At 50.9% G+C, this 1,467-nt stretch carries 1 protein-coding gene and 1 pseudogene; both read left to right on the top strand.

From position 1 onward, the window contains the following. The first annotated feature begins 185 nt into the window (after positions 1–185). Positions 186–707 (top strand): NlpC/P60 family protein, encoded by a 522-nt coding sequence (locus ACN0IC_RS15420; RefSeq protein ID WP_007150130.1) that lies wholly within the window; start codon positions 186–188, stop codon positions 705–707. A 382-nt stretch (positions 708–1,089) separates the two neighbouring features. Next, positions 1,090–1,467 (top strand): annotated as a pseudogene (locus tag ACN0IC_RS15415) (hypothetical protein); the annotation flags it as partial.

The raw sequence follows: 1,467 nt of genomic DNA, 5'->3' as shown, positions 1-1,467 counted from the left end.
CAGCGAACCCATTGTAGGAGCGCCACTTGAGGCGCGAACCTGAGCTAAAGCGAAGGATCGGTTGAATGCCCTCGCCAAGGCTCGGGTTCGCGCCTCAAGTGGCGCTCCTACATCAAGATGGTTCTTATGGAACCTTCTCGCCGCCCGGCTGCCAGACTCCTTAAGTCAGCCATCACTATCACGCCATGCCCCGCTATACCGCCATTCCTGTCCGGTTTCCTTCCCTGTTGCTGCTATTCGTCAGCCTGACAGCGTGTAGCCTGGTGCCCGCCGAGCGGCAATCCCCCCAACCTGACATTGCCGAAGTACCGCTGGAACTTCCGCCCCAGCAATCCCTGATCCTCGATAGCCTGCTCGCCCAGAAAGAAGACTGGCAGGGCGTGCCTTACCAATACGGTGGCCTCAGCCCGCAAGGCGTGGACTGTTCTGGCTTCGTCTATCTCACCTTCCTCTCGCAGCTGAACATGAAAGTTCCGCGCACCACTTCGGCATTGATGCAGGAAGGCGAACCCGTCGCCCGCAACGAACTGGAAGTGGGCGACCTGGTGTTCTTCAAAACCGGACCGGGCAATCGCCACGTGGGAATTTACATGGGTGGGGATGAATTTATGCATGCCTCGGTGAGTAGTGGTGTCATGCAGTCGTCGCTCAACAATCCCTATTGGAGTCAGCGTTATTGGAAGGCCAGGCGGTTGGTGAATCGGTAGCGCACGTTCGGTATTACTCTTAAGAAATTACCCGGATTCACCGCGTCTCCCGAAATCACAGCACCAAGGCGAAACCCGCTAGAAAAGCGGGCGATCTTTGCCGCCAAGAAACTCCTGCCCGGCCCCTTCGTTAATCGAATCCCTGCCCGTTCCCACCCGCGCGCACGTTGAATTTGTAGGATATGGCTTACATAAATTTGTAAGTAGTTGAGGTAGTGTGTTTTTTTGACCGGGTTGGAGCTATTCATAAATGCTTCGATCTGCAAGTAAGACTCAATCATGAGGCTTGGTAAGTGTTTCGTGAGCGAATTGGTCTTTTGGGGAAAGGTTGATCCGAATAGGGTTGGCACGATAACGGTAACGGTTTAATAGGGGGCCACAAATGCATGCAGTCGCACCGTATCTTTTTCGTTGTTTCAATAGGGGGCTAGAGGGAAGAGTAGAGCAAAGATATAGCACGCTAGATAACTTGGGGAACCACGACCTTTTCTTTCTTCTACGTAATTTTATTCAAGAGAATACAGGGGCTTACAACATTATTGAGGATTCAAAACAGGTCTATCAATTCGAGGGGGTTCAAGTCAATGAGGATAGCAGGGAGATATTTGGTTGGTTTAACGTCGGAAATTATGGGATGAAGACAGATATAATTAACGTCTCTACAGGAGCTGTGGATTTTGAGAAGGCTCAAGATAATGCAGAAATAATAAAGCATTATGTTCATTATTTTATCCCGCGTGGATTTAATGAGGCTATGGCG

The organism is Litorimonas sp. (assembly GCA_029936425.1).
Lineage (GTDB): Bacteria > Pseudomonadota > Alphaproteobacteria > Caulobacterales > Maricaulaceae > Litorimonas.
The sequence above is the reverse complement of the archived record's forward strand: the minus strand, read 5'-3'. Positions and strand labels throughout refer to the sequence as shown.

Excerpts from the sequence above, each read along its gene's own strand:
- ACN0IC_RS15420 (WP_007150130.1), top strand. The coding sequence starts at position 186 with ATGCCCCGCTATACCGCCATTCCTGTCCGGTTTCCTTCCCTGTTGCTG.